Here is a 21907-nt window from a genome sequence, read left to right as displayed (position 1 = left end):
CGCGATGCCCAACCGCCTGGTCATCGGGGGCCCACATCGCTGGATTCGTAATCCGATGGCGGTCGCGGGCATTGTCCAGGGCGCCGCGATCGGCGTCATCCTGCAGTCCTGGCTCGTTGTCGCTTCCGAGGTCGTGGGCTCGCTGCTGTGGAACTACGCCATCAGGCCAAACGCTCTCGCCGCGCTGCCGGCCCGCGCCGGCTCGACGGCATCCGCACTGGGGCTCGGAGTTCCGAGTGGAGACGCCCGGCGTTTCCGCTCACCAATAAAAGTGATTTGACTCACATGCTACTCTGCAATATCCTGTTGTTAGCGCTAACAAGTATGAGGCGGAACTTGGCTTCCGGCACGCAACCGACCTCCGCTCCTGCCTGTTGGCAGCTCTTCAGATGTCCAGGGCTCGGGCCCTGCACATCAAGGCAGTACCGCTCTACCGGCAAGCGCAGACGCCTGCCGACCCAGCAGCACTTCGCGGACCAGCTTCCGCGGGAGGAGAAATCGTGAGAATTAGGAAATTCCTGGGCGCAGTCGCCGTCGTCCTCGCAGTCACTGTGGGTGCCACAGGGTGCGGAAGCCGGGGCGCAACAGCCACCTCGGAAACCACTGCGAATCCCAGTGAATCCCTGGTGGGTATCTCGATGCCCACCCAGACGTCCGAGCGTTGGATCGCCGATGGCGGAAACGTGGAAAAGTCCTTGAAGGGACTTGGTTACAAGACTGACCTGCAGTTCGCCAACGACGACATCCCCACGCAGGTATCGCAGATCGAGAACATGCTGACCAAGGGTGCCAAGGCGCTCATTGTCGCCGCCATCGACGGCACCACCTTGACCGATGTGCTCGCCAAGGCAAAGGAACAGAACGTCAAGGTCATCGCCTACGACCGCCTCATCAACGGCACCCCGAACGTTGATTTCTACACCACGTTCGATAACTACACGGTGGGCGTGCAGCAGGCAACATCGCTGCTGACCGGGCTGGGCCTGGTTGATGCCAGCGGCAAGAAGGTGGAGGGCAAGGGCCCGTTCAACGTTGAGCTTTTCGCCGGCAGCCCGGATGACAACAACGCCAACTTCTTCTGGACCGGCGCCATGGACACGCTGAAGCCGTACCTGGACGCCGGAACCCTCAAGGTCCCCAGCGGCCAGACCAAGTTCGAGCAGGCAGCCATCCTGCGCTGGCAGGCCCCCGTTGCCCAGAAGCGCATGGAGGACATCCTCACCGCGGCCTACAGCTCCGGGACCAAGCTCGACGGCGTGCTCTCCCCCTATGACGGCCTCTCCATCGGCATCATCTCGGCTCTGACCAGCACCGGCGGCTACGCCAAGGGCGACCTGCCGGTCGTCACGGGCCAGGACGCTGAGAAGGGCTCCGTGAAGTCCATCATCGCCGGTGAGCAGTACTCCACCATCTTCAAGGACACCCGCCAGCTGGGTTCCCAGGCAGTGAAGATGGTGGACGCCCTGCTGAAGGGCCAGGAGCCGGAGGTTAACGACACCAAGACCTACAACAACAAGGTCAAGGTGGTTCCGGCCTACCTGCTCAAGTCCGTGATCATCACTGCGGAAAACTACAAGAAGGAACTCATCGACTCCGGCTACTACACAGACGCCGACGTCAAGTAACTTTTCTTGCGGGGTTGCGGCCGGCCGCACGGCCTGGCCGCAACCCCTTCCCGTAGGCCCTGCAGCCGCAGGCCGGTCCAGTTTTCCAACCAGTCAGTGGGAATTGACGATGAACACACCCATTCTTCAAATGCGAGGAATCACTAAAACCTTTCCGGGCGTGAAGGCCCTGCAGGATGTCACCCTTGACGTGAACCGGGGCGAGGTCCACGCCATTTGCGGAGAGAACGGGGCGGGCAAATCCACCCTGATGAAAGTCCTGTCCGGGGTCTACCCGCACAACTCCTTCGACGGGGACATCCTCTTCGAAAACGAGCCCTGCAACTTCTCCAGCATCAACGACAGCGAGAAACGCGGCATCGTCATCATCCACCAGGAGCTCGCGCTGAGCCCCTACCTCTCGATCGCCGAAAACATCTACCTCGGAAACGAGCAGGCCAAAAACGGCTGGGTGGACTGGCGGAAGACCAACTTGGAGGCCGCGAAACTGCTGGCCCGGGTGGGCCTGAGCGAAAACCCCATCACTCCGGTCCAGCACATCAGTGTGGGCAAGCAGCAGTTGGTGGAAATCGCCAAGGCGCTCTCGAAGGAAGTCAAGCTCCTCATCCTGGACGAGCCCACAGCGGCGCTCAACGACGAGGACTCCGGCCACCTCCTGGACCTGATCCTGCATCTGAAGGGCCAGGGCATCACCAGCATCATCATCAGCCACAAACTCAACGAAATCCGCAAAGTCGCAGACGCCGTCACCATCATCCGGGACGGCAAAACCATCGAGACGCTCCGGCTCGATGAAGGCCAGATCACGCAGGAACGGATTATCCGCGGCATGGTGGGCCGGGACCTGGAAAGCCTCTACCCTGACCGGGAACCCAAGATCGGGGAGGAAGTCCTGCGGATCGAGGACTGGTCCGTCAGGCACCCCCAGGACCACACACGCATGGTGGTGCACAACGCCAGCCTGAACGTCCGCAAGGGCGAAGTGGTAGGCCTCGCGGGCCTGATGGGAGCGGGCCGGACCGAGCTGGCCATGAGCGTTTTCGGACGCACTTACGGCACGGCGATGTCCGGGAAGGTGTACAAGTACGGCAAGGAAATCAACACCTCCACGGTGTCCCAGGCGATCGGGCACGGGATCGCCTATGCCACCGAAGATCGGAAGCACTACGGCCTGAACCTCATCGAGGATATCCAGCGGAACATCTCCATGGCCGCGCTCCGCAAGCTGGTCAAGGGCGGCTGGGTGGACAAAAACCGGGAAACGGTGGTGGCCAACGGCTACCGCAAGAGCATGAACATCAAGGCGCCCTCAGTTGCTGCCATCACCGGCAAACTGTCCGGCGGAAACCAGCAGAAGGTGGTGCTGAGCAAGTGGATGTTCTCGGACCCGGACGTGCTGATCCTCGATGAGCCCACCCGCGGGATCGACGTCGGCGCCAAATTCGAGATCTACACAATCATCGCCAGGCTCGCGGCGGAGGGAAAAGCTGTCATTGTCATCTCCTCGGAACTGCCCGAACTCCTCGGCATCTGCGACAGGATCTACACCCTGTCGGCCGGCCATATCACCGGCGAGGTTCCCATCGCCGAAGCATCCCAGGAAACCCTCATGCACTACATGACCCAAGAGAAGGAATAGGACCATGTCCGCCCTACGAGAATCCCTCGGCTTCCTGACAAGCCGCCTCCGGCAGGTTGGCATCTTCGTTGCCCTGATCCTGATCGTCCTGCTGTTCCAGGTACTGACCAACGGCATCCTCCTGGAGCCGCAGAACGTCACCAACCTGGTGGTCCAGAACAGCTACATCCTCATCCTCGCCATCGGCATGGTCATGGTCATTATTGCCGGCCACATCGACCTCTCGGTGGGATCGATCGCCGGCTTCATCGGCGCCGTCGCCGGCGTCATGATGGTCCACTGGGGCTGGGCCTGGTGGCTGGCCATCCCGGCCTGCCTCCTGGTGGGAGCGCTCGTCGGGGCGTGGCAGGGATACTGGATCGCCTACGTCGGCATCCCGGCCTTCATCGTCACCCTGGCCGGCATGCTGATCTTCCGCGGCCTGACCCTGATCACCCTGAAGAACCAGCAGATCACCCCGTTCCCCTCCGAACTCCGCGCCCTGGGCGGCGGCTTCCTCCCGGACATCTCCGGGGGCACGTCGGTGCTGGAATGGCTGACCGTCATCCTGGGCGTCGGCGCCACGGTGGCGCTGCTTATCCAGGCGCTCAAGGAACGCCGGATCCGCAAGAAGTTCGACCTCGAAAACGAACCGATGGCCTGGTTCGCGACCAAGACCACCTTCGTTGCCCTGCTCATGCTGATCATCACGTTCCTCCTCGCGAGCTACCGGGGCACCCCGATCGTCCTGATCGTGCTGGCCGTCCTGGTGATCGTGTACACGGCGCTGATGAACAACAGCGTCTTCGGCCGCCACACCTACGCGATCGGCGGCAACCTGCACGCAGCAGAGCTGTCCGGGGTGAAGACCAAAGCCGTCACTTTCCGGCTCTTCGTCAACATGGGCGTCCTGGCGGCACTCGCAGGCCTGGTGTTCACGGCAAGGCTCAACTCGGCACAGCCCGCCGGCGGCACCGGCTTCGAACTCGACTCTATCGCCGCGGCATTCATCGGCGGCGCCGCAGTCCAAGGCGGCATCGGCACCGTGGCCGGAGCCATGATCGGCGGCCTGATCATGGGCGTGCTGAACAACGGCATGTCCATCCTGGGTCTCGGCACTGACTACCAGCAGCTCATCAAGGGGCTGGTCCTCCTGCTGGCTGTCGGCTTCGATATTTTCAACAAGAACCGCAGCGGTGGCGGCGGCAGCACCATCGGGAAGAGGTTCAAGTTCAGGACTTCCCCGCCGGCCACGTCGGAATCCCATGCACCCGCGGGGACGAAGGACCAGGCGAAGGATCGCCCTGTCCCCGTTTCGGCGGTCAAGCCTGAGTAACCAGGAAACCCACCCCAACTATTAACAAGGAACCGATATGTCTACGCCCATAGACCGCATTGAGATAGATGTCGCCAGCCGGCACCTTTTGGACGAAGAGCTTGATGCTGCCGTCCGGCGCCTTCAGGAAGTCGCCCTCCTCACAGGCACGCACGGCATCCTGGTGACCCGTGTCGCCCCGGGCCGCTACACCGCAACGCTGTCAGATCAGGTTCCTTTCGGGATGACCCGCGAACTGGTTTCCTGAGGGCTGCCGGAACCGCCGCGGTTCCGGAATCAGGCGCCCCGCCGTCTCGTGACCCTAGGAGTCGGAATCTTTCCTGCGGAACTCGAAGAACTTATCTGACTTCAGAGCACCCGGGTTGGCCTTGTTGGCTTTGGACCATCGTGGGATCAGGATCGCGACGGCTGGTGCGTTGCGCCGGTCAGCGGATACGCGGACGATGATTGCATGAGCGGAAAGTCCATGAGTGGAAAGCAAAGTCCAAACCGACGCCGGACCTGGATGATCGCTGCGGCGGCCCTTGCAGCGGTAGGGCTGGTGATTGGGCTTGTGCTGTTCAAGCCCTGGCTTCTCTTTGTGGACGTGAGAGTGGATGAACAGCTCCCCATCGTGGCCAGCAGTCCAGCGCAAGCACAACCGACTCCGCCTACACCCTTGGCGCCGACTCCGGCACCTATGCCTGCAGGCCCGGTGCAGCTGGCTGTGGGTACGCTAATCAGCCATGAACACGCCACCACGGGAACTGTCCGGATCGTACAGCAGCCAGACGGCGCCAGGCTGCTCACGCTCGAAAACCTGGATACGTCCAATGGTCCGGATGTGCACGTCTGGTTAAGTGCCGCCCACGTGGTGGAAGGAACGGCCGGGTGGTTCACCGCCGGCTCCGCTGATTACTACGACCTCGGCCTGATCAAAGGAAATCAGGGCAATCAGGTTTACCAGATTCCCGCCGACGTTGACCTGTCGAAGTACCCGTCAGTTGACCTGTGGTGCGTTCAGTTCAGCGTGTCGTTCGGTGCTGCCGAGCTGGTCACCTGAGACGGCATCTGGCCATGACCTGAGACGTGGCTGGCCGCCGCGTCCCCCAAGGAGCGCGGCGGCCAGCAACGACCATTTTTAGCACAATTTCAGCGTGGCTTCCGTGTCACACGGCGAATCCCGCGTAACGTCCCTGCAACGATCCCCGATCATTCCCGTCGGGGGTCAACGTTCGTGGCTGCGCCGGCAGTAGTGGCGCCGCCTTCACCGGACCAGTCCTGGCCCTGGTTGTCATTGAACGCGGGGTCTGACTCAACGTCCGATGTCCCCAGGTTCACCGTTTCCGGGTGCTTGCTGTGGGCGGGAACGTGATCGCCCACCGCGGCACTGCCGGACGCGGTGTCGTGGTGCACGGCCGAGCCGATGACTGTGCCCGCCCGGCGCGCAGCCTCACCGAGCTGGTCCGCCACGTCGGGAGCCTTCTCCTTGATGGCCGAAGCGGCGGCACTGACCTTGTCCTGGACCGGCTTACTGTCCCAGATGCTCGCCGCCCTGGCCTTGAGCTTGTCGTACGCAGCCCGGCCGGACCGCGATCCCAGGACGTAACCCGCCGCGATGCCAATACCCAAAAGAAGTTTAGATTTCATAATGAACTCCAGCTCGTTGAGAAGGTGTCAGTCCCCGATCCGCTTGGCCGGGGAAAGAAAACCGGCCCCGGGATGTTGTCCCGGGGCCGGTGTTCATGCCGGTGACGACGCTAGCTGCGAACGCTCCGCTTGGTGACCATGCTGTAAACCAGCAGCACGATGATCGAGCCGGCGATCGCGAGCAGCCAGGTCTGCAGCGAGAAGAACTCCTGCAGCGGCGCGTTGAAGAGCAGCCCGCCAAGCCAGCCGCCGAGGAACGCACCGACGACGCCCAGGATGAGGGTGATGATCCAGCCGCCACCCTGCTTGCCCGGAAGGATCGCCTTAGCGATCGCGCCGGCAATAAGGCCAAGAATCAAAAATGCAAAGAAACCCATTTTGTCGTTCCTTCTTTCCTACATCAGGGAGGTGCCCGGATCCCGGGCACGCTTCGTCCCTCTGCCCCAATACTAATCATGCTTACTTTATTTTCGCCACTCTGAATCTCCGCGGAAAGCCTGTTCGGGCCCTCTCAGTGGCCTGTCGCGTCCGAATCGTTGCCGGCGCCGGGCCCCTCGTCCAGGATGGCAAGTTCCGCGAGATCCTGCCGATCCAGGGCGAAATCGAAGATGTCCAGGTTTTCCTGCATCCGCTCGGGATTTCCTGATTTGGGAATGACTACAAGTCCCTTCTCAATATGCCAGCGCAGCACCAGTTGAGCCGGGGTCTTCTCGTATTTTTCACCCAGCTGCGCAAGCAGGGGAGCGCCCAACAGGCTTGCCCCCGACCCGCCCAGCGGGCTGTACGATTCCGTGACAATTCCATGCCGGGCGTTGAACTCCCGTTCCGCCTCGCGGGTGATCGCCGGGCTCAGCTGGATCTGGTTCACCGCAGGCACAACGTCGGTTTCGGCCAGCAGCCGTTCCAGGTGTGCCGGTTTGAAGTTGGAGACGCCGATGGACCGGACTTTGCCCTCCGCCTGGAGCCGCTCAAACGTCTTCCACGTCGAGACGAAATCATCGCGCGCAGGGAGCGGCCAGTGGATCAGCAGCAGGTCCACGTAGTCCAGCCCCATGCGCGTCAGCGACCCCTCCAACCCCGCCACCGCGCGGTCCTCGCCTTGGAACTGGCCGTCCAGCTTGGTGGTGACGAAGATTTCGCTTCGGTCCACCCCGCCTGCGCGGATGCCGTTCCCTACGCCTTCCTCATTGCCGTATTTCACTGCCGTATCGATGTGCCGGTACCCGGCTTCCAGGGCCTGTACGACGGCGGCAGCCACCTGTTCGTCGTCCAGCGGCCAGGTGCCGAGCCCCAGCTGCGGAATGCTGTAGCCGTCGTTGAGCATGATGAGCGGTGAGAGAGTCATTTCAACAGTCTGCCGTGCTTTCGCCTGCCTAGCCTTCGAATGCCCGGAGAATATTTCCGGCCTGGTAGTCGAGTACTGTTCGTGCCACGTCGGATACCTGATCCGGCTTCTTTTGCTGGTCCAGGAACTCCACAAAGCGCTGGATGGCCTGTGCCGCCTGGGAAGCATCGCCGTCGTCCACTGCCTTTGCCGCCTCCTGCGCACCCGCTGCCAACTGCTTCGCGACCGGGCCCGCCACGTCGCCGGACTCCACCAGGTCCTCCACAGCCTGCTGGAGGGCTTTCACACTGCCCGGAAGCCAGGCCGCCCGCAGCGGCACATCACCGAAGTGTATGTCCGAAGCGAAGTAGAAGTCCGTGTAGGACGGCTGGTTGTACGTGGTGTTCTGCCGGGCAACTTCAGCGCGGTACTGCGGATCGTGCATGAGTGTGTAGAGCTTGTGGTTGGTCACTTCGGTGCTCAGGTACATCCGGAGCGCTGAGCTGTCGGCCGTCCGGACCAGCATTTCCTCGCGCCAGTCACCCACTACGTCTGCAACGAGGCTCGGGGTGCCTTTGGTGCCGTTGTTGGTCCGGGTGTCCGTGGCGGTGAGCAGCCTGCCGCGCTTCCAGTCGTCAATGGTGGGGGTCTGGTCGCCGGAGCCGTTGATGATCTGGGTTGTCATGTCCGCAGCCCATTTGATGCTCATGTTGGTGCCCGGGGTGGTGGCGGAAAGCTTGCCGCCGTCGGCCGACTGCATGCCAATGGCCCAGTTTTCGATGCCGGGCACTGCAGGATCAACGTCGCCGATCATGCCGCGGCCGGTGTCCTTCCCCGAATAGGCGCCGAACAGTACCTCGCCGGTGGCGGCGTCGCGCATGGCGTAGCCGTAGGGGGCGTACGTGCCGCCTTCATGCACCGTGAAGATCTCCTTGCCGGGGCGGGCCGGATCAATGTCCGTGACGTGCATGGCATCGCCGTGGCCCAGCCGGGCCTCCTCTCCCGGGGTGGCGCTGCCGGCCGGCATGGTGTCGGACGAGCTGTACAGCAGCGAACCGTCGTCGTCGATGGTGGCCGAGCCGTACACAATTTCCTGCTTGCCGTCACCGTCCACGTCGGAGGCGCTGAGGGAATGGAAGCCCTGCGTGGTGAGCGTGCCGAACTCGGGGTCCGTCCCGTCCCGGCCGTGCGGGCTGTCCTTGAAGGGGTTGGTCATGGGCGCCCAGCCCGAGTCCACGTTCCACACCGGGGAGAGGTTGGCGCCGTCCCAGGTGTAGGCGGCAAGTGTGCTGCGCGTGTAATAGCCGCGGGCAAACACGGCGGCGGGCTTCTTGCCATCCAAATAGGCGACGCCGGCCAGGAACCTGTCCACGCGGTTGCCGGGTTCGATCCGGGCCATGGCGTAGTCGCCCCACATCAGGCCGTCGTCGTGCCTGCCGGGCTCATACGCAACCGTCTTCAGTTCCTTGCCCGTGGCGCCCTCAAAGACGGTGAGGTATTCCGGGCCGGAAACGATGAACCCCTCAAAGGCGCGCAGGTTGTTCCGCGCGCTGCGGGACGGGGCATACACGTCCATGAAGTAGTCCGTCACCGCTTCGGCGTCCTCACGCGACAGCGGGTACTGGTACTGGGGCGCGATGCCGAAGGCTTCTTCCAGGGTGGCGGGCCAGTTGCCGGCCTTGACCTCGGGGTGGTCGCTCCAGCCCAGGAACGTGTCCACCATGTGCCGGTGGTAGTCGGCGGCGCTCATCCGGTAATCGTCGGAGTTGGAATAGCCGGCGTCGAGGTCCTTCTGCAGCAGCGGGACGAACGACTCGCCAGCCACCGAGCCGTCCGGATTGTAGGAGAGGGTCTTGGTGCCCGGCGCTGTCTTGAACATCATTTCCGAACGTCCGTCGCCGTCGAAATCGTTCACCAGCATCTGCGTGTAGTGGGCGCCGGACCGGATGTTGACGCCCAGGTCGATCCGGTGGAGCAGCGTACCGTCGGCCTTGTAGGTGTCCACGTAGGTGTTGCCCGTGTAGCCAACCTGGGAGACGTCCTTGGAGTTGTTCGGATCCCACTTGACCACGAACTCGTACTGGCCATCGCCGTCGACGTCTCCCACCGAAGCATCGTTCGCCGAGTAGGTGTACGCCTGGCCGGCGGGCGTCACGCCGTCTGCCGGCTTTTTCAGCGGGATGTCCTTGAAGTTGCCGCCCCACGAGGTGGCAGTGGCGCTCCGGTCCAGTTCAACGCCGCCGACGACGGCACGCACGTCATATGCCGACGACGCGGTTCCGGCGGCGTCAAGGTAGTTCGTGCTGTCTGTGACTGTTGCGAGCTTCTGGCCGTCGCGGTACACATTGAAGTCGGTGCCGGTGAGGCCTGTGGCGGACGAGCCGGTTGCCTCGTGGCCCAAGAGGCGCCAGCTCAGGAAGACGCCCTCGGATGTGCCGGCAGCAACCAGCCCGCGGTCCAGATAATCCAGCTGTACGCCCGCCGTGGCGGGCTTCGCGGAAGGCCCAACGGCGGCTGCCGGGGTGGTGAGGCACCCCACGGTCAGGGCGAGGCCCGCAGCTGTGGCCACCGAAAAACGGCGCACGGATATCCTGCTCGGATTCATCAGTGAATCCTTTCAATTTTGGATTGGGAAAACGCTTCCCCAGTAACCTAGTGGGGGTGTGTGCCACAAATCAACCCTTGCGCCCGGCGGGAATCCCGAGTATTTAGAACGTTGTAAAAGATGGCCGGGCGGCGCCGTCAGTCCGCGGCCCTTCGCGCCCACCTGATCAGCCGATCACTCAGGTCCATAAACGACTGGTCCACCACCTGAAGTTCCGGGTGGCTGTCATGCCAGTCAACGATCTCCCGGGTCCCGTCCGCGAACGGGATGGTGGCGGCAAAGCCAGGCACCAGGGCTTTGATCTTGGCGTTGTCGAAAACTACGGAGTGGGCGCGGTCGCCCAGGAGGCTTGGACCCAGATGGGGGCTGTGCCCGGCGCCGTGCGCGGCGATGGTTTCCGAAGATATGTGGACCAGCTCGGGTTCGGCAACCCCGGCCGCCCGCGCAAACAGGCCATAGATCTGGTTCCAGGGCAGGTACTCATCCGACGTGATGGTGTAGCTCTCGCCCACCGCTTGCGGCCTGCCGAGCAGTCCCACGAAGGCCTTCGCGAAGTCCCTGGCGTGCGTCACGGTCCAGAGCGAGGTGCCATCACCGTGCACCATGACGGGCTGGCCGGTCCGCATCCGGTGGATGTCTGTCCAGCCGCCCACCAGGCCCACCCTCGTGCGGTCGTACGTATGTGAGGGGCGCACCACGGTGACCGGAAAGTCATCCGCCCGGTAGGCGTCGAACAAGAGGTCCTCGCACGCGATCTTGTCCCGTGAATACTGCCAGAACGGATTTTTCAGCGGGGTGGATTCCAGGATCGGCAGCCGGGTGGGCGGCTTCTGGTAGGCCGACGCCGTGCTGATGAACACGTACTGGCCGGTCCGGCCCCGGAACAGTTCCATACTGGAGCGCGCCTGATCTGGAGTGAAGGCAATAAAGTCCGCAACGGCGTCGAACTCCCTGTCCTGCAGCACCGCCCGCACAGTGTCCGGGTCGCGGATATCCGCGTGCAGGACCTCCGCGCCGTCCGGTACCGGCTTGCCGGATTGGCCGCGGTTGAGGATGGTCACCCGGTGTCCCAGTGCGACGGCGCGTTCCGCCGCTGCGGCGCTGATCACCCCGGTGCCGCCCAGGAAGAGGATGCTCCGTGGTGCCACGGTGTCGGCCGCGGAATCCAACGGATTCACCATGCGTAGTCTTCCGGTGCCGGCCGGTGGCCCGGGAAGATGTCGTCGAGCCGCTTGAGCGCGTCGGCGTCGAGCGTGACCTCCAACGCCCGGATGCCGGCGTCGAGCTGTTCCTGCGTGCGCGGCCCCACGATCGGTGCGGTGACGGCAGGCTGGTGAAGCAGCCACGCGAGCGCGATGTCGCCGGGTTCGTGCCCCAGCCCGTCCGCGAGATCCTCGAACTGCTGGATCCGGTCCCGGTGCTGCTTGAGCGTTTCCGCGGCGCGCCCTTCGGTGCGCCGGACGCCCGCGCGTTCCTTCTTCAGGACGCCGCCCAGCAGCCCGCCCTGGAGCGGCGACCACGGGATCAGGCCCAGGCCGTACTGCTGTGCGGCGGGGATGACCTCCAGCTCCACTTCGCGGCGGAACAGGTTGTAGATGGACTGCTCGCTGACCAGCCCGGTGTAGTTCCGGCGGCGGGCGGCTTCCTGTGCCTGGGCGATGTGCCAGCCCGCGAAGTTGCTGCTGCCCGAGTAGAGGATCTTGCCCTGCTGGACGGCCACCTCGATGGCCTGCCAGATCTCGTCCCAGGGCGTGTCCCTGTCAACGTGATGGAACTGGTACACGTCGATATAGTCCGTCTGGAGGCGCTTCAGGCTGGCGTCCAGGGCGCGCCGGATGTTCAGCGCGGACAGCTTGGACTCGTTGGGGCGGTCAGTCATGGTGCCGTACAGCTTTGTGGCCAGGACGGTCCGTTCGCGCCGCTCGCCGCCCTTCGCGAACCAGCGGCCAATGATTTCCTCGGTCCAGCCCCGGTGCCCGCTGCCGCCATAGACGTTGGCTGTGTCGAAGAAGTTGATGCCGGCGTCCAGGGCGGAATCCATGATGCCGTGCGCGTCAGCCTCGTCGGTGTGCGGGCCGAAGTTCATGGTGCCCAGGCAAAGCCGGGAAACTTTCAGGCCCGAACGGCCCAGGTGCGTGTACTGCATACGGAGGGATCCTTCGCCGGTGGTTGGACGTGGCAGAACGCGGTGACCGAGCCCGCCGGAATCGGTGCCGGCAGGCTCGGTCAGCGTTGGCTATAGCTGTGTGAAAGCGGCGACGGCGGGATCGGAACCGATGCGCGCGCCCCGCTCGAGGGCGGTGATGGAGGCGAGCTCGTCGTCAGTCAGGGTTAGGGACGCGGCCGCGAAGTTTTCGCGGATACGGGACGGGTTAACCGACTTGGGGATGACGATGTTGCCGGCGGCCAGGTGCCAGGCCAGGACCACCTGCGCCGTGGTGGCGTCGTGTGCCTTCGCGACGGCGGTGACGGCGTTTCCGTTGAGGTCCCCACCCTGGCCCAGCGGGCTGTAGGCCTCCACGGCAATCCCGAGGGCACGGCTTTTGGCGGCTAGCTTGGCCTGCTGGTAGCTGGGGTGCAGTTCAATCTGGTTCACGGCGGGTACCACGTCCGCGGACTCGAGCAGGGTGTCCAGGTGGTCGGAGAGGAAGTTCGAGACGCCGATGGCACGGATCGCCTTGGCGGCATACAGGGCCTCCAGTTCCTTCCAAGCCTGGACGTAGAGGCCCTGTGACGGGACCGGCCAGTGGATGAGGTAGAGGTCCACGAAGTCAAGACCCAGCGCCTCGCGGGTGTCCTGGAATGCGTCCCAGGCCCGGCCCTGGTCGCCGTTGCGGAGCTTGGTGGTCACGAAGATTTCCTCGCGCGGAATGCCCGAGGCTGCGATGGCAGCGCCCACACCTGCTTCGTTGCGGTATCCCGCGGCGGTGTCGATGTGGCGGTAGCCGGCTGCCAGGGCATCCTCAACGATCCGCTGGGTGTCTTCCGGCGGAACCTGGAAAACGCCGAAGCCGAGCTGGGGGATAGTGACGCCGTTGTTCAGCGAGATTTCTGACATGGGTACTCCTCGTAGTGCTGAAGGATGGTTCCTGGCTCGGGATGTCCGGCAGGAAACCGCTTTCGGGAACTGCTCCGGTACGAGCCTATGCACTTTCGCGCCGATAGTCAGTCCTTGACCGTGTCCCTGTTTGTCCTAGGACCGGCAGTCCTACCTTCGTTGTAGGAAGTGCCTGGCAGGGCCGTGCCGAATGGCCGAACAGTGATGGCCGCGCCCAAAGGACGCGGCCATCACTGTTCAGACCTTGGAAGGGTCAGCCTTCGTGGCGGAAACCGAGCTTGATCCGTACCTGCCAGTCGGCAACCTTGCCGTCTTCGAGGTGACCGCGGATTTCCTTGACCTCGAACCAGTCCAGGTTGCGCAGGGTCTTGGCGGCCTCGGCGATCCCGTTGCGGACTGCCGCGTCCACGCCTTCTCCGGAGGTGCCGACAATTTCAGTAATGCTGTACGTGTGGTTGGACAACTTCGCTCCTCGTGATCGCCTTCGATTCCCGGTTGCGGGCCGTCCTTGAACACTAGTGGCAGGTTGCGAGCCTTGGCCAGAGCCAATACTTCGGAGTGGACTCTGGTCAGGGCGCTTCGAGGACCAGGTTCTTGAGGTCATCCAGGGTCTGTTGCATGTGCAGGTCCATGGCTTCGCGCGACCTGCTCGGGTTACGCGATTCCAGTGCCTCGGCGATGTTCTGGTGGTGTCCGATGGCGTGCTCCTGGATGGTTGGCACGGCCGATGTTTCGGCCCGGCGCTTTTCCAGCACCCGGTGCAGCGGTGCGAAAAGGACCGCCACAAAAACGTTCTCCGAGGCGCGCAGGATCAGGTCGTGGAATGCCAGATCAGCCTCCACGAAGGCGGCAATGTCGTTGACCTCATGGGCGGCCCGCATCGCCGCCACATGGCCGAACAGCGCCTGGATGTCGGCGTCGCTGATCCGTGCCGCCGCGAGTTCGCACGCCCCGGTTTCAAGCATTCGGCGCAGTTCAATGAGCTGCACGGAGGCGGCGGCTTCGTTCTGTCCCTCTGATGCGGCGCGCAGGACAGCTTCCAGCGAAGCCCAACGGTTCAACGGGTTAACGAACGTGCCGCGGCCGCGTTCCACGCTGAGGATCCGCTGCGCTTCCAGGGTTTTCATGGCCTCGCGCACCGTCATCCGGCTCACCTCGTGCCTGGCGCTGAGTTCCAGCTCGCCGGGCACGCTGGATCCGGGTGGAAAGTCCCCGGCAATGATCCGGTCCAGGAGTTCGTCGGCTACAACGCCCACCAGTGATTTCCGTGCCATATGTCCCCTTGCGGCGTCGCCAGATATGTCTGACAAGTCTACTTGCGCGTTTCTATGTCCTGTGCCACACTATTTGAAATGTTAGATGTCAGACATCTTACAGTTACGTCAATACTTAGATTTCCACACAACGGAGTGCACTGTGACGCTTGAAGCAGACATCCTGGCCGCCTTCCCGGCCGAAGTCCGGATTCCCGCCCGCCTGGTTGCCGACGCCGTCGCCGCGTCCAGCGCGGAGACCCCCCGGATGCTCGTAGTGCTCGACGACGACCCCACCGGAACGCAGTCCGTTGCGGATCTGCCCGTGCTCACCCGCTGGGAAGTGGAGGACTTCATCTGGGCCTTTGGCCAGGCGAAGCCCGCCGTGTACGTGCTGACCAACACCCGCAGCCTGGACCCCGCGGAAGCCGCAGCGCGGAACGAGGAAGTGGTCCGCAACGCACTGGCCGCCGCCGGTTCCGCAGATGCCGTGCGGCTGGGGTTCGTGAGCCGCAGCGACTCCACCCTCCGCGGCCACTACCCGCTGGAGCCCGACGTCATCGCGGCCACTGTTGCTGACGTCAGCGGAGAAGCCACCGACGGCGTTGTGCTGGTGCCGGCGTTCCCCGACGCCGGCCGCGTGACCATCGGCGGCGTGCACTACATGCGCGGCACCGGGGACCACGCCGGCAAGCTCACCCCCGTGGCCGAGACCGAATTCGCCAAGGACGCCAGCTTCGGCTTCGCCAACTCGGACATGACCAAATACGTGGAAGAGAAGTCGCGGGGCCGCTTCGCCGCGGATTCCGTGATTGTCCTGGACCTGAACATCATCCGTGCCTCTGCCGATCCGCAGATCACCGCCAAGGCCATCGCCGATGCCATCGAGCCTGCCACCAACTCCACGCCGATCGTCGCTGACATCGTCACCGAGAACGATCTCCGCGCCCTGTCCCTGGGCCTGGAAGAAGCCGAACGGCGCGGCAAGAAGCTGCTCTACCGCGTGGGACCGCCGTTTGTCCGCGCCCGGATCGGCCAGGAAATCCGCACCGAGCTCACCGGCGCTGAAGCCTACGCAGGCAACACCCCGTCCGAGGCCGGCGGCCTGATCGTGGTGGGCTCCCATGTGGGCGTCACCACCCGCCAACTCAAGGCCCTCACCGAACAGCACAGCGCCGCGCGCATTGTGGAGATCGACGTCGAGAAGCTGCTTGCCGCCGAAACCGAAACAGCCGCGGATGCCTACCTGAACCAGACCGTTGACTCCGTCGTGGAGGCGCTCCACGGGGGCGACGTCATCGTCCACACCAGCCGCCTGCTGATCAAGACCGAGGACCCCGCAGCGAGCCTGCGGATCGCGCGCACGGTGTCCGCCGCCGTCGTCGCCGTGGTGAACCGGACACTCAAGACCTTCCCGCCGCGGTTCGTCATCGCCAAGGGCGGCATCACGTCCTCCGACGTCGCCGCCCACGGCCTGGAAATCCGCCACGCCATTGTCCGCGGTCCCATGCTGCCGGGCATCGTCTCGCTCTGGGAGCCCGTGGACGGCCCCGCCAAGGGCATCCCGTACATCGTGTTCGCCGGCAACGTGGGCGACGACCAGTCCCTCGCCGACGTCACCCGCAAGCTCAGCAGCACCTTCTAATCCCCACCCCCGGTGGTTGAGCTTGTCGAAACCCCGTCAATGGATTTCGACAGGCTCAATCACCGATATCGCCAGTATTCAAGGAAGAACACCATGACCAGCAACTACACCGTCACCGTCCTGGGCCTCGGCGCCATGGGCCTGCCCATGGCCACCCGGCTGGCCAGCGAGCTCACCGTCCACGGCTTCGACATCGCCGAGCCGCGCCTGAAACTCGCCGAAGAAGCCGGCATCCGCACCTTCGCCTCCGCCCGGGAAGCCTCCAAGGGCGCCGACGCGCTGCTCCTCGCGGTCCGCAACGGCGAGCAGCTCAACGACGTCCTCTTCGGCGAGAACGGCGTGGCCTCCGTGCTGGAGCCGGGTGCCGTCGTCATCCTCGGCAGCACGGTGGGCACCGAAGCCATCCCCGCTACCGTGGCGCGCCTCGCCGAATACGGCGTTGAGCTCGTGGACGCGCCGCTGTCCGGCGGCCCCAAACGCGCCGGTGAAGGCGACCTGCTGATTGTCGTCGGCGCTTCCCCCGAGGCCCGAGAAAAGGCCCGCCCGGCCCTCGAACTGCTGGCCTCCACGCTCACCGTGGTGGGCGACAAGCCCGGCGACGGCCAGGCACTCAAGACCGTCAACCAGCTCCTCTGCGGCATCCACATCGCGGCCGCCGCCGAGGCCATGGCCCTCGCCGACGCGCTCGGCCTGGACCAGGCCAAGACCCTCGCAGCCCTCGAAGCCGGCGCGGCAGGTTCGTTTATGCTCTCCAACCGCGGCCCGCGCATCCTCGAGGCCTACACCGAGGAAGGCGCCGAGGTCCTGTCCCGCCTGGACATCTTCGTCAAGGACATGGGCATCGTGGGCAAGGCCACCCGCGCCGCCGGCCTGGCAGCCCCCGTCGCCGCCGCCGCCGAGCAGCTGTACCTCCTGGGCCAGGCCCAGGGCCTCGCCGCCGCCGACGATTCCGCAGTCATCAAGGTTGTCGCGCCCACCAAGCGCACCGCCTAGGCACTTCTACTTCACCACCGCTAAAGCACCCCCAAAAAACGTACGACGACGGCGGTCCCCCCTCCGCCGTCGTCGTATCTTCCAGCGTTCACAAAGCACAAGAAACAGCGCCCGCCAGCCCGTCTTCTGGAAGACTGGCTTGTCGAAGGAGACACCGCAATGAACCCCCTGACTAACTCGCTGATGGTGCGGGCGGCCGACGCCCCCGCCATCAAACCCGCGGTGGAGCTGGGTACTCCGCTGCTCCTCACCATCGCGGCGATCGGCATCGCCGTCCTGCTGGTGATGATCATCCGCTTCAAGATCCAGGCCTTTGTGGCCCTGCTGACCGTAAGCATCGCCGTGGCCGTGGCCTCGCAGATCCCGCTGAAGGACGTCTTCACCGTCGTCGCCAACGGTGTGGGCGGAACGATGGGCAAGGTGGCCCTGCTGATCGCGCTCGGCGCCGTCCTGGGCCGGATGATCGAGGTTTCCGGCGGCGTCCAGTCGCTGGCCGCGCACTTCACCGAGAAGCTTGGCGCCAAGCGCGTCGCGGTGGCGCTCACCGCCGTCGGCTTCCTGGTGGCCATCCCCGTGTTCTTCGAGGTGGGCATCATTGTGCTCGTCCCGATTGTCTACGCCTTTGCGAAGATCGCCAACGTGCACCCGGTCAAGTTCGGCCTGCCGATGGCCGGCATTATGCTCTCCATCCACGTCGCCGTGCCGCCGCACCCGGGCATCGTGGCAGGCGCCGGCGTGTTCGGCGCCGATATCGGGCTCATCACGCTGATCTCGCTGCTCATCTGCGTCCCGCTCGGATTCCTGTCCTACTGGGTTGCCAGCATCATGAACCGCAAGGAGTATGAGCTCCTCCCCGGCGTCAAGGCCCAGGTGGACGAATTCGGTTCCGACTCCCTGGTCAAGGTCGGCCACCAAGGCCCCGGCGCCGTAGGTATCGCCCCGCCGCGTCCGGCCCTGATCATCTTCCTCATCGCCGCCCCGATCGTGCAGATCCTCATCGGCACCCTGGGCACACTCACCATCCCCAAGGACAACTCCTGGTACGGCCTGGCTGCCTTCATCGGCAACCCGTTCTTCGCCCTCCTGGTGGCCGTTGCCCTGTCCTTCTTCCTGCTGGCGGTCCGCCGCAACTGGTCCCTGAAGGAAACCGGCGAGATCTTCGAAGGCGCCCTGCCTCCCATCGCGTCCATCCTGATGGTTGTCGCGGCCGGCGGCGTGTTCGGTGAGGTCCTGCGGACCTCCGGCATCGGTGCCGCACTGTCCCAGACGCTGGACCACCTGGGCCTGCCGGTGATTGTGCTCGGCTTCGTGATCTCCCTGGCCCTGCGAGCAGCCCAGGGTTCCGCAACCGTCGCCATCGTCACCACCACCGGCCTGCTGACCTCCGCCGTGATGGAAGGCGGCTACTCGCCGGCCCAGATCGCCGTCGTCGTGATCGCCATCGGCTTCGGTTCCCTGGGCCTGTCCCACGTGACCGACGCCGGCTTCTGGACTGTGGTGCGCTACTACGGCCTCACCGTCTCGGACGGCCTGAAAACCTGGACCGTCCTCACCACCGTCCTGGGCGTGGCCGGATTCGTCCTGACCTACGTGGCCTGGATCCTCGTGGGAGGCCTGAGCGTCTGATGCGCACCCGACTCGACCACCTGGTCACCGCCGCCCTCCAGCAGGGCTCGGCCGTTCCCGCCTTCACCTGCTACGACTTCACCACCGCGCTGGCTGTTGTGGGCGCGGCCGAGGACGCAGGCCACGGGGTCATCCTGCTGGTGGCCCCCAAAACGGCCGGCACGTCCAACGGCCTCCGCCTGATCGCCGCGCTCCGCGGGCTGGCAGACGCCGCATCCGTTCCGGTGGCCGTCCAGCTGGACCACGCGATGGACCTCAAGGTGATGGCCGACGCAGTCGCCGCGGGGGCGGATTCGGTCCTTGCGGACGGCTCGTCCCTGCCGTATGAGGACAACATTGCGCTGGTCCGTGAGGCGCGCGCTGTGCTGGGTGCCGGCGTCGTGCTTGAAGCGGAACTCGGCGGCCTGGCCGGCGACGAGGACCGTGCCTTCGGTGCCGACGAAGCCGGTGTGGCAGTGGCCGGCCTGACGGACTCCGCACAGGTGGAGGACTTTGTGGCCAGGACCGGCGCGGAACTGCTGGCTGTTGCGGTGGGCAACGTCCACGGCAAGTACAAGGGCGAGCCGCAGCTGCGCTGGGACGTCCTGCAGGACATAGCCGTGCGGACCCACATCCCGCTGGTGCTCCACGGCGCGTCCGGCATTCCGGCGGGGGAGCTGGTCAAGGCCGCCGCGATGAACGTGGGCAAAGTGAACTTCAATACCGAGCTCCGCACCGGCGTGCTGTCCACGCTCCAGGACCAGCTGCCGGCGCACCGGGCCGACGGCGAGAACCTCCAGGGCCTGCTGGGCCACTGGAACACCTCGGCCAGGGAATTCGCCACGTCGGCGTTGGGCATGCTCAGCCGCTGACGCATCAGTTGAGTCTTTGGGGAGGCTAGGATCAGCACATGATCCTGGCCTCCCTGCTTTTTGCCTTCCTCGCCGCCGCGCTCCACGTGTACATCTTCACCATGGAATCCCTCACCTGGACCACGCCAGCCACGTGGAAACGCTTCGGCCTCGCCTCCCAAGCCGACGCCGAGACCACCAAACCACTCGCCTACAACCAGGGTTTCTACAACCTGTTCCTGGCCATTGGCGCTTTCATCGGGGTGGGCTGCGTGGCGCTTGGCCCGGACACCTCGGCGCAGAACGTGGTCGGCTGGACGCTGATCTTCAGCTGCTGCGGGTCCATGCTGCTCGCCGCCGCGGTGCTGGCACTCAGCGGGAAAAAGTACCTCCGCGCCGCGGTTCTGCAAGGCACGACGCCGTTGCTCGCCGTCGTGCTTGGGTTGCTGGCCGTTACCGGCTGACTGACGCTCCTGAGGCGACCACTGCTGAGGCGACGTTGTGCCCCTTTCTGGCCGGGAACACCCTTTTCTGGCCGGGAGCGCATCACGGGCGGACAATTGAGTGAACAACAGCATCGGCGCATGTTGGGACTGCACGTGAGTGGTGTGAAGGAGGCGGGGCCGGCCCCGCAGGGTGAACAGGCGGTGCAGCGCGACCTCGTGATCGACCTCGTCCGGTTCGTCTGCCTGGCCCTGGTGGTGGTGGGCCACTGCATGATGGTCAGCCCCGTCCTGCAAGGGGACGGCACCGTGACCTCCAAAAATACGCTGGGCGATCAGCCGTGGTTCGAGCCCGTGATCTGGATCTTCATGGTGATGCCGCTGTTCTTCGTGACCGGCGGCACCACGGGCCTCCAGTCCTGGCAGCGGCTGAGAGCCCGCGGCGGTACGGGCGTCGAGTTTGCCCAGGCCCGGCTGCTGCGGCTGGTCCGCCCGGCGGCGGCACTCCTGGCGGTGATGTTCCTGGGGTTCTGGGCCGCGCTTCTGTTGGGCGTGGACGCCCAGGTGGTGCAGCTGATGACCACCGGAGCGGGCATGCCGCTCTGGTTCCTGGCCGCCTACCTGGCCGCACAGCTCAACATCCCGCTCCTGGCCCGGTTCCATGGGCGCGCGCCCTGGCTGACCGTTGCGGTCCTGGCGGCCCTCGTGGTGGCCATCGACTGCTTCCGCGGAGCCCTGCCCATGCTCGCCTACGCAAATCTTGTTTTCCTGTGGTGCGCCGTGCAGCAGCTTGGTTTCCTGGTGGCCGACGGTCACCTGGCCAGGCTCACGCTCTCCGGCCTGGTGGGGCTCATCCTGGCAGCCAACCTGGTGCTCGGGCTGGTCACTGGCCTGGGTCTCTACTCCGGAAACATGCTGGTCAACCTCAACCCGCCCAACCTCTGCCTGCTGCTCCTGGGCGTGTCCCAGGCTGCCGCGCTCCAGCTTTTCCGGCCGGGGCTCGGCTGGGTTTCCGGCGTGCGCTGGATCCGCGGGGTGGTCATGGTTGCCGGCCGCCGCTCCATGACCGTGTACCTGTGGCACCTGCCGTTGCTCGCGGCCATGTCCGGGCTCCTGCTCCTCACCGACTTCCCCAAGCCCGCGGCAGGCACCGCCGAATGGTGGTGGGCCCGGCCGCTCGTCCTCCTGGGGGTTGTGGCCCTCCTGCTCCCGGTGCTGGCCGCGTTCGGCCACCTTGAGGAACGTCCGACGGCGTCTGTCCACACCCGCGGCCGGCCCGCCGCTGCGGTGGTGACGGCCGCCGTCGTCGTCTTCATTCCGGTGGCGGACGCTGCCCTCAACGGCCTGACGCTGGGCCTGCTCGGAGGCGGCGCGGCATGCTTTGTGTTGGCCGTCCTGCTGCTGGGCCGGATGCCCGAACGTGTCCCCGGCGATGTCGGTGCCGAAGGCGTCGCCCACGATGGCAGCCAGTCTGACGGGCCATTGCCAGCGGGGCCAAGTAGTGCCAATGTCGAACCATGACTGAGAACATGATTTCCACAGAGGACAAGTTCAGCCCCGACGTCTCGCTGTCCAGGGATGACGAACATCACCGCTACGAGCTGCGGGTGGGCGGAAAGGTCGCCGTCCAGTCCTTCTTCCGGGACCTGCCCGGACACGTGGATTTCCTCCACACCGACACCGCCGAGGCCTTCCAGGGCCAGGGCCTGGGCAAGGTGCTGGCCCACTTCGCGCTCGACGACGTGGTGGCCTCGGGCAAGCGGATCATCCCGCATTGCCCCTTCATTACCCGCTACCTCCGCGCCCACGAGGGGGGCTACGAACAGCACATCGACTGGCCGGACAACTAGCGCGAACGGTCATTTAAGCGCCCTCGAACCAGCGCGAACGGTCATTTAAGGCCCCGGAAACTCCCTCCGGAG

General features: G+C 64.9%; 22 protein-coding genes. 13 read left to right on the top strand and 9 right to left on the bottom strand.

The features are described from left to right. The first annotated feature begins 55 nt into the window (after positions 1-55). From V6M49_RS12970 to V6M49_RS12945, 6 genes are all read left to right on the top strand, one after another. Positions 56-280, top strand: a complete 225-nt coding sequence (locus tag V6M49_RS12970) for a hypothetical protein (RefSeq protein WP_056347887.1) — start codon at positions 56-58, stop codon at positions 278-280. 220 nt (positions 281-500) lie between these two features. Further along, on the top strand, positions 501-1625 hold the full coding sequence (gene chvE / locus V6M49_RS12965; RefSeq protein WP_141139193.1) for a multiple monosaccharide ABC transporter substrate-binding protein: 1125 nt from the start codon (positions 501-503) through the stop codon (positions 1623-1625). Positions 1626-1734: 109 nt separating this feature from the next. Continuing rightward, complete coding sequence (gene mmsA, locus V6M49_RS12960) at positions 1735-3264, top strand: multiple monosaccharide ABC transporter ATP-binding protein (protein WP_332761339.1); 1530 nt, start codon at positions 1735-1737, stop codon at positions 3262-3264. A gap of 4 nt (positions 3265-3268) precedes the next feature. Continuing rightward, positions 3269-4579 (top strand): multiple monosaccharide ABC transporter permease, encoded by a 1311-nt coding sequence (gene mmsB, locus V6M49_RS12955; protein ID WP_141139195.1) that lies wholly within the window; start codon positions 3269-3271, stop codon positions 4577-4579. Positions 4580-4616: 37 nt separating this feature from the next. Further along, a complete protein-coding gene (locus V6M49_RS12950) occupies positions 4617-4826 on the top strand; it encodes a hypothetical protein (protein WP_104063012.1) in 210 nt (69 codons plus the stop codon). Between the two features lie 432 nt (positions 4827-5258). Further along, positions 5259-5621 carry a DM13 domain-containing protein gene (locus V6M49_RS12945; protein ID WP_332761338.1) on the top strand — a complete coding sequence of 121 codons (363 nt, stop codon included), beginning with the start codon at positions 5259-5261 and terminating at the stop codon, positions 5619-5621. 149 nt (positions 5622-5770) lie between these two features. On the opposite strand, the gene V6M49_RS12940 is transcribed toward V6M49_RS12945, so the two are convergent. From V6M49_RS12940 to V6M49_RS12900, 9 genes are all read right to left on the bottom strand, one after another. Continuing rightward, positions 5771-6208, bottom strand: a complete 438-nt coding sequence (locus tag V6M49_RS12940; RefSeq protein ID WP_141139196.1) for a hypothetical protein — start codon at positions 6206-6208, stop codon at positions 5771-5773. A gap of 110 nt (positions 6209-6318) precedes the next feature. Next, entirely contained in the window at positions 6319-6585 is a 267-nt protein-coding gene (locus V6M49_RS12935; protein WP_058930334.1) for a GlsB/YeaQ/YmgE family stress response membrane protein, read from the bottom strand. A 134-nt stretch (positions 6586-6719) separates the two neighbouring features. Continuing rightward, on the bottom strand, positions 6720-7553 hold the full coding sequence (locus tag V6M49_RS12930; protein ID WP_332761337.1) for an aldo/keto reductase: 834 nt from the start codon (positions 7551-7553) through the stop codon (positions 6720-6722). Between the two features lie 28 nt (positions 7554-7581). Further along, complete coding sequence (locus V6M49_RS12925) at positions 7582-10137, bottom strand: rhamnogalacturonan lyase (protein WP_332761336.1); 2556 nt, start codon at positions 10135-10137, stop codon at positions 7582-7584. Positions 10138-10274: 137 nt separating this feature from the next. Next, positions 10275-11318, bottom strand: a complete 1044-nt coding sequence (locus V6M49_RS12920) for an NAD-dependent epimerase/dehydratase family protein (RefSeq protein WP_332761335.1) — start codon at positions 11316-11318, stop codon at positions 10275-10277. After that, positions 11312-12283, bottom strand: a complete 972-nt coding sequence (locus V6M49_RS12915) for an aldo/keto reductase (protein WP_332761334.1) — start codon at positions 12281-12283, stop codon at positions 11312-11314. Before V6M49_RS12915 ends, V6M49_RS12920 begins: the two co-directional genes overlap by 7 nt. Before the next feature lie 90 nt (positions 12284-12373). Continuing rightward, on the bottom strand, positions 12374-13195 hold the full coding sequence (locus V6M49_RS12910; RefSeq protein WP_141139201.1) for an aldo/keto reductase: 822 nt from the start codon (positions 13193-13195) through the stop codon (positions 12374-12376). Positions 13196-13448: 253 nt separating this feature from the next. Continuing rightward, positions 13449-13658, bottom strand: coding sequence for a dodecin (locus tag V6M49_RS12905; protein WP_104063004.1), 210 nt, complete (start codon positions 13656-13658; stop codon positions 13449-13451). Positions 13659-13764: 106 nt separating this feature from the next. Then, entirely contained in the window at positions 13765-14469 is a 705-nt protein-coding gene (locus tag V6M49_RS12900; RefSeq protein WP_248763112.1) for a FadR/GntR family transcriptional regulator, read from the bottom strand. A 142-nt stretch (positions 14470-14611) separates the two neighbouring features. On the opposite strand from V6M49_RS12900, the gene V6M49_RS12895 reads away from it, so the two are divergent. The 7 genes from V6M49_RS12895 (at position 14612) to V6M49_RS12865 (ending at position 21835) form a co-directional block, all read left to right on the top strand. After that, entirely contained in the window at positions 14612-16093 is a 1482-nt protein-coding gene (locus V6M49_RS12895) for a four-carbon acid sugar kinase family protein (RefSeq protein WP_332761333.1), read from the top strand. Between the two features lie 93 nt (positions 16094-16186). Beyond that, positions 16187-17086: an NAD(P)-dependent oxidoreductase gene (locus V6M49_RS12890; RefSeq protein ID WP_332761332.1), complete on the top strand. Its 900-nt coding sequence runs from the start codon at positions 16187-16189 to the stop codon at positions 17084-17086. Positions 17087-17245: 159 nt separating this feature from the next. Further along, positions 17246-18712 (top strand): GntP family transporter, encoded by a 1467-nt coding sequence (locus tag V6M49_RS12885; RefSeq protein ID WP_332761331.1) that lies wholly within the window; start codon positions 17246-17248, stop codon positions 18710-18712. Next, a complete protein-coding gene (locus V6M49_RS12880) occupies positions 18712-19563 on the top strand; it encodes a class II fructose-bisphosphate aldolase (RefSeq protein WP_332761330.1) in 852 nt (283 codons plus the stop codon). Before V6M49_RS12885 ends, V6M49_RS12880 begins: the two co-directional genes overlap by 1 nt. 38 nt (positions 19564-19601) lie before the next feature. Next, positions 19602-20006: a DUF1304 domain-containing protein gene (locus V6M49_RS12875; RefSeq protein WP_332761329.1), complete on the top strand. Its 405-nt coding sequence runs from the start codon at positions 19602-19604 to the stop codon at positions 20004-20006. A 120-nt stretch (positions 20007-20126) separates the two neighbouring features. After that, positions 20127-21506: an acyltransferase family protein gene (locus tag V6M49_RS12870; RefSeq protein ID WP_332761328.1), complete on the top strand. Its 1380-nt coding sequence runs from the start codon at positions 20127-20129 to the stop codon at positions 21504-21506. Beyond that, positions 21503-21835: a GNAT family N-acetyltransferase gene (locus V6M49_RS12865; protein ID WP_104062996.1), complete on the top strand. Its 333-nt coding sequence runs from the start codon at positions 21503-21505 to the stop codon at positions 21833-21835. The genes V6M49_RS12870 and V6M49_RS12865 overlap by 4 nt, the downstream gene beginning before the upstream one ends. The last annotated feature ends 72 nt before the right edge of the window (positions 21836-21907 follow it).

The organism is Pseudarthrobacter sp. (assembly GCF_036675385.1).
Taxonomy (GTDB): domain Bacteria; phylum Actinomycetota; class Actinomycetes; order Actinomycetales; family Micrococcaceae; genus Arthrobacter.
The sequence above is the reverse complement of the archived record's forward strand: the minus strand, read 5'-3'. Positions and strand labels throughout refer to the sequence as shown.